This window comes from Micromonospora sp. NPDC005161, assembly GCF_053599855.1.
Genome location: NZ_JBSFYQ010000016.1, coordinates 141,339 through 147,591, shown reverse-complemented (window position 1 = coordinate 147,591; position 6,253 = coordinate 141,339). Strand labels below are relative to the sequence as shown.

Sequence of the window (6,253 nt, the reverse complement as noted above, 5' to 3'; positions counted from 1 at the left end):
CTTCACGGCCGGGGCGGCTGCGGGCTTCACGGCCGGGGCGGCTGCGGGCTTCACGGCCGGGGCGGCTGCGGGCTTCACGGCCGGGGCGGCTGCGGGCTCCGCCAGCGCAGGTGCCGGGGCAGGCGCGCCCCCACCGGTCCCGGACTGGTTACCGGGAACCGCCTTCTTCGGCGGCTCCTTGCGCTTGTCGTCCTTGCGGTCTTCGCCGGCGGCGCCGTTGCGGACCTCGACGTCCTTCAGCGTCAGGTCACCGCCGTTGGCGACGCGGAAGATCCGGAAGCCCTCCTCGGCTTCCCGCTTGATCGTCGCGCCGTTGCCCTCGATGGTGATTTCCTGCTTGATCGTCGGCAGGCCCGCCTCGGACTTCTTGTCGTGCTGGTCGAGCTCGTAGGTGCAGTCCTTGGCCAGCTTCAGGGTGCCGCCGTCGTCACGGTTGGCCAGGTCGAGGGCCTCGACGAGGGCATCGTCGTCGCACTCCACCTCCCGGACGCGATCGCGGTCGTCCTTGTCCTTGTCGTCCTTGTCCTTGTCGTCCTTGTCCTTGTCGTCCTTGCCCTTGTCGTCCTTGCCCTTGTCGTCCTTGGCCTGGTCCTTGACCTGGTCCTTGGCCTGGTCATCGTCGCCGACAAGCTGGGCGGTCGACCACTTGACGTCGGTCAGCCGGTGTGAACCGGTCACGCCTGTGGTGGCGTAGGCGACGCCCGTGAGGCTGACCGCCCCTGCGAGGCCGGCGACGGCGGTGACCAGCCAGAGCCGACGCCGGCGGAACGGTGAGTTCTTGTCGTGCGCCGCGTCATCGTTGTTGCGAAGGTTGTTGGACATCGGAGCTCTCTGCCCTCTCCTTGTACCGACAAGGTCGCTTCGCCGTGGCGAGGCGGCCTCCGCTACAAATCGGTTGTAGCTGCCAAACAACACCGTATGGGAGACTTGTTCACTATGCGTGCGTATCCGAAGAAGTCCCACATAAGGCACGCGGGGACGCGGACGGCAGGAAGGGGGACGGCCGGTGCCGGCCGGGCATGACCGGTGGCGGGGAACGCGGCCGGCGGCGGAAAGCTGACGGATGCCACCAGGACGTGGAAAGGGGGGGAAAGCTCGCGGGAACGCCGAGGAGGTGGCGGGCGGCGCAAAGCTCGCGCGGCGGCCGCGGAGGGTCAACGGTGATGGTCGGGCAGGCTCCACCCGGCGCACTCTGCGGTTGGCTGGGGGTGCGGTTGCACTGCCCGAGGTGGCCGGGACGGGCGAGAGTAGCGCAAATGACGGCGGGCCCCACCGCTGGCGTCCTCACGACGAGATACGTCGCAGACGCCGGCGGCGAGGCCCGCCGTTGTTGTTCGTGCGGGGTCAGACGGGCAGGCGCGGACCGGCCTCCCGCTGCGCGGCCAGCCAGGTCTCCACCTCGTCCGCCGTACGCGGCAGCCCGGCCGACAGGTTCACCGCGCCGGTCGCGGTGACCAGCACGTCGTCCTCGATCCGCACGCCGACGCCCCGCAGCTCGGCGGGGACCAGCTCGTCCTCCGGCTGGAAGTACAGCCCCGGCTCGACGGTGAGCACGTAGCCCTCGCCCAGCGTGCCGTCGCGGTACGTCTCCTTGCGGGCGTTCGAGCAGTCGTGCACGTCGATGCCGAGCATGTGGCCGAAGCCGTGCAGCGTCCACCGCCGGTAGACCGAGGACTTCTCGTCCATCGCCTCGTCCACGCTCACCGGCAACAGGCCCAGCTCCGACAGGCCCTCAGCGAGCACCCGCATGCAGGTCAGGTGGACGTCCTTGAACTTCACCCCGGGCCGGATGGCCTCGATGCCGGCCTGCTGGGACGCGTACACGATGTCGTAGACCTGGCGTTGCAGGGCGGTGAACCGTCCGCTCACCGGCAGCACCCGGGTCACGTCGGCGGTGTAGAGGTTGCGGCCCTCGACACCCATGTCCATCAGCAGCAGCTCGCCCGGCCGGGTCGCACCGTGGTTGTGCACCCAGTGCAGGATCGTGGCGTGCTCGCCGGCGCCGACGATGGAGCTGTACCCGACGTCGTTGCCGTCGTGCCGGGCCCGCAGCGCGAAGATCCCCTCCAGCAGCCGCTCCGAGACGGCGCGGTCGGCCGGAAGGATCCGGGCCACGTCCTCGAAGCCGCGCACCGTGGCGTCGATCGCGTCCTGGAGCTGGCCGATCTCCCACTCGTCCTTGACGAGCTTCTGCTCCGAGATGGCGATCGCCAGCTCCCGGTCGCGGGGCGGCTGCCCCTCGGCGCGCACCCCGTCGTACGGGCGGACCGCCGCGTCCACCTGGGCGTCGAAGCCGCGCAGCACCCGGGTCCGCCCCGGGGGCAGGTCGGCCAGCGTCGAGTCCAGGCCGGTCAGGTCGGCGGTGGGCATGCCCAGCTCGGTGGACTTCTCGCTGAGCGTGTGCCGTCGGCCCACCCACAGCTCGCCGTGCCGGCTGCGGAAGAACTCGTCGGTCTCCCGCGACGAGCGGGGCCGCATGTACAGCGTGGCGTCGTGCCCGGAGCCGTTCGGGCGCAGCACCAGCACGCTGTCCGGGTCGTGGTCGCCGGTCAGGTAGGCGAAGTCACTGCCCGGCCGGAACGGGTAGCCGGTGTCGTTGGCCCGGACCTTCTCCGCGCCGGTCGGGATGACCAGCGTCTCGCCGGGGAAGGCCGCCGAGAGCGCGGCCCGCCGCTTGGCGTAGTTGGGGGCCTCCGGCCGGGGCGCCACCGGGAGCGCGCTGTCCCGCCAGCCCTGCCGCATGAAGGACAGGAACGCCTCCGGGAAGTCCGGATCATGCGATTCTGTACCGTCCGTCGGCGTACCGTCGGTGCGTCCCTCGGTCATTGCGCCGCTCCCTCCGTGTCATTGCTGGTCCCGACGGTACAGCGCGCCCGGTTCGCGGTGGCGCCGGCCGGGAGCGCTCCGGATCGTCGGACGGCTGCGACGGGCCCCCGGCGCGCGTGGGAAGATGACCACCATGTGCGGACTCCTGGCCTTCTTCAGCGCGAACGGCAACGCCGCCGCGCACCGCGACCACATCGCCGGAGCGTTGGAATGCCTGCACCACCGCGGCCCCGACGAGACAGGGGTCGAGGTGGTCGGCGACGCCTCCGGCCGGTACGCGGACGGAGTGTTCGCCCACAAGCGGCTCGCCATCATCGACGTCGCGTCGAGCCACGAGCCGTTGCCCTACGCGAACGGTCGTTACCTGCTCACCTTCAACGGTGAGATCTACAACTACATCGAGCTGCGCGACGAGCTGATCCGGGACTTCGGCGCCCAGTTCGCCACCGCCGGTGACGGCGAGGTGATCGTCGCCGGCTACCACTTCTGGGGCGAGCAGGTGCTCACCCGGTTGCGCGGCATGTTCGCCTTCGTCATCTGGGACCGGCAGGAGCGGCGCGCCTTCGGTGCCCGCGACTACTTCGGCATCAAGCCGATGCACTACCTGGAGACCGCCGACGGGCTCTACCTGGCCTCGGAGAAGAAGGCGCTGCTGCCGTTCGCGCACAGCAGCTACCAGGGCGACGCGGGCGTCGACGCGGCCAACCTCAGCCACTACCTGACCCTGCAGTACGTCCCCGAGCCCGGCACCCTGCACAAGGGCATCAACCGGATCGGCTCCGGGGAGTACCTGACCTGGACCCCGGGCGGGCGGATCGACGTACGCCGGTGGTACCGGCCGGTGTTCCGGCCGGCGGCGGTTGACGACGAGCAGAAGCTGTACCACGAGATCCGGGAGACGTTGCGGGAGAGCGTGCGCATGCACATGCGCTCCGACGTGCCGGTCGGCTCGTTCCTGTCCAGCGGCATCGACTCCACCGCGGTGGTCGCGCTGGCGCGGGAGTTCAACCCGAACATCCTCACCTTCACCGTCGGCTACGACGTGCCGGGCTATTCGGAGATCGACGTCGCCCAGGATTCGGCCCGGCACCTGGACGTCACCACGATCCCCACCAAGATCGGTCCGCAGGACATGATCGACGCGCTGCCGAAGATCGTCTGGCACCTGGACGACCCGGTGGCCGACCCGGCGCTGGTGCCGCTCTACTTCGTGGCGAAGAAGGCCGCCGAGCACGTCACCGTGGTGCTGTCCGGTGAGGGGGCCGACGAGTTCTTCGGTGGCTACACGATCTACCGGGAGCCACTGTCGCTGGGCACGGTCAACGGCCTGCCCGGCGGGGTGCAGAAGGGCCTGCGCGCGGTCTCCAAGGCGATCCCGCAGGGGGTCAAGGGCAAGAGCTTCCTGGAGCGCGGCACCACCCCGATCGAGGAGCGCTACTACGGCAACGCCCGGATGTTCACCGAGGAGGAGAAGCAGCAGCTCATGCGCCGCTACGACCCCTCGGTGCGCTACACCGACGTGACCGCCCCGATCTACGCGGAGTGCACGGAGCTGGACGACGTCACCAAGATGCAGTACGTCGACCTCTACACCTGGCTGCGCGGGGACATCCTGGTCAAGGCCGACCGGATCTCGATGGCCCACTCGCTGGAGGTGCGGGTGCCGTTCCTCGACCGCCCGGTGTTCGACGTCGCGGCGAAGATCCCGGTGGACCTCAAGCTGCCGCCGCGCTCCGACGCCACGAAGTACGCGATGCGCCAGGCGTTGCAGGGCGTCGTCCCGCCGGCCATCGTCAACCGCAAGAAGCTGGGCTTCCCGACCCCCACCCGGGTCTGGCTGCGCGGCGAGATGTACGAGTGGGCCCGGCACGTGCTGAGCACCTCGGGTGCCGGCGACCTGCTCGACCTGTCGTACGCGCTGCGGCTGCTCGACGAGCACAAGCGGGAGGAGGCCGACCACTCCCGCAAGGTGTGGACGGTGTTGATCTTCTGCATCTGGCACGCCATCTTCGTGGCCAAGACCCTCGACCCGGGCATTCAGCGCAACCAGTCCGCCCTGCTGACGAAGCCGGTCGTGGGCTCCATGGTCCGCTGACCGGTAAGGAAGGGCCCCCTGTTATCGCATTCTGCATAGCAGGGGGCCCTTCTTAACACCCCGGTTCTTCGGTCCGCTGGGTCAGCGGCGGGCGCAGCTGACCGTGGGCAGGGTGTTGGTGCCTGTGGTGCTGCCCAGGAAGCCGAAGGTCGTGGTGCCCTCCGGTGCGACCGTGCCGTTGTGTGCGACGTTGGTGGCTGTCACCGAGGAACCGGACGAGGTCTGGGTGGCGTTCCAGATCTGACTGATCGACTGCCCGCTGGGCCAGGTCCAGCTGGCGGTCCAGCCGTTGAACGGCGTACTGCCGTGATTCATGATCATGACTTCGCCCTGGAAGCCGCCCGGCCACGCGCTGACGACCTTGTAGACCGCCATGCAGTCACCGCCGTGCGGCGGAGGGGTGGTCGGGTTCGGTGGGGGAGTCGTCGGGTTCGGCGGCGGGGTGGTCGGGTTCGGCGGGGGAGTGGTCGGGTTCGGCGGCGGGGTGCCGCCCGGACCCACCCCGGTCACCTGGCCGTTGCCGCCGTCGAAGGTCACGTCGGAGCAGCCGAAGAAGTTCTCCTGCGAGTCCGAGCGCACCCAGCGGGAGTAGACGATGTGCCTGCCGCTCTTGCCCGACGGCAGGTTGCCGCTGAAGTAGTAGTGCCCCTCGTTGGTGCCGACCCCGCCGCGCTGCGGCGGGTTGGTCACCGTCAGGAACGGCTGCTCCTCCAGGTCACTCCACGCCAGCGCCCGCGTCGGGCTCCAGCTGTTCTTGGTCACGTAGAAGTAGAACGTGCCCGGGTGGTGCGCCCAGTTGCTGTACCGGAAATCCAACCGCGCACCGGCGGTCAGGTGGGTCAACGGCCAGTCGGTACGGGGCAGGTCGTAGCCCCGGTAGCCGGGGTTGCCGCCGCTGCACAGCTGCCCGTCCGGGATGAAGCCGACCGTCCGGCCGCCGGCGTCGGAGCGCAGCACGCTGAACCAGTTGTAGAGCGAGTTCGCGCCGCTCTGCGCCACGGCCGCGGAGCACGCCGGGTTGTTCGGCCTGATCTCGCCGGTCTGGCTCAGGCCGTCCTGCCAGCACAGGAAGGTGCGGCTGCCGGGGGTCATCGCCGCGCCGTGCGCGGCGGCCGGCTCCGGACTGGACGCCAGGGCGACGGCGCCGAGGTTGAGGGTCACGGCCGCGGTGAGCAACGCGGCCGTACGGGAACGGTTCACGGGTTCTCCTGACTCGCGAGGCGCGCCGCCCGAGCCGCCCCGCCGCAATCGGGTGGGGATGTGGCCTGATCGCCCCGCTGCAAGGAGCGGAAGCGACGATCACGGTGCGTGCCCCGGCAGGGGATCGGCCGG

At 70.0% G+C, this 6,253-nt stretch carries 3 protein-coding genes and 1 pseudogene; 1 reads left to right on the top strand and 3 read right to left on the bottom strand.

Annotated elements, in window-relative coordinates:
- Together ACWD5O_RS17895 and ACWD5O_RS17890 are read right to left on the bottom strand one after the other, a co-directional pair.
- A pseudogene (locus ACWD5O_RS17895) lies at positions 1 to 912 on the bottom strand (hypothetical protein); the annotation flags it as partial.
- A gap of 432 nt (positions 913 to 1,344) precedes the next feature.
- Positions 1,345 to 2,826, bottom strand: a complete 1,482-nt coding sequence (locus ACWD5O_RS17890) for an aminopeptidase P family protein (RefSeq protein ID WP_450085975.1) — start codon at positions 2,824 to 2,826, stop codon at positions 1,345 to 1,347.
- A gap of 133 nt (positions 2,827 to 2,959) precedes the next feature.
- Here ACWD5O_RS17890 and asnB point away from each other — a divergent pair, with 133 nt between their 5' ends.
- Positions 2,960 to 4,921, top strand: coding sequence for an asparagine synthase (glutamine-hydrolyzing) (gene asnB / locus ACWD5O_RS17885; RefSeq protein ID WP_354967488.1), 1,962 nt, complete (start codon positions 2,960 to 2,962; stop codon positions 4,919 to 4,921).
- A gap of 81 nt (positions 4,922 to 5,002) precedes the next feature.
- On the opposite strand, the gene ACWD5O_RS17880 is transcribed toward asnB, so the two are convergent.
- A complete protein-coding gene (locus tag ACWD5O_RS17880; RefSeq protein ID WP_450085974.1) occupies positions 5,003 to 6,121 on the bottom strand; it encodes a lytic polysaccharide monooxygenase auxiliary activity family 9 protein in 1,119 nt (372 codons plus the stop codon).
- Between the last annotated feature and the right edge of the window lie 132 nt (positions 6,122 to 6,253).

What these genes read in the sequence shown, in the direction of transcription:
- asnB (WP_354967488.1), top strand. Translation starts at nt 2,960, where the DNA reads ATGTGCGGACTCCTGGCCTTCTTCAGCGCGAACGGCAACGCCGCCGCG.
- ACWD5O_RS17890 (WP_450085975.1), bottom strand. Translation starts at nt 2,826, where the DNA reads ATGACCGAGGGACGCACCGACGGTACGCCGACGGACGGTACAGAATCG.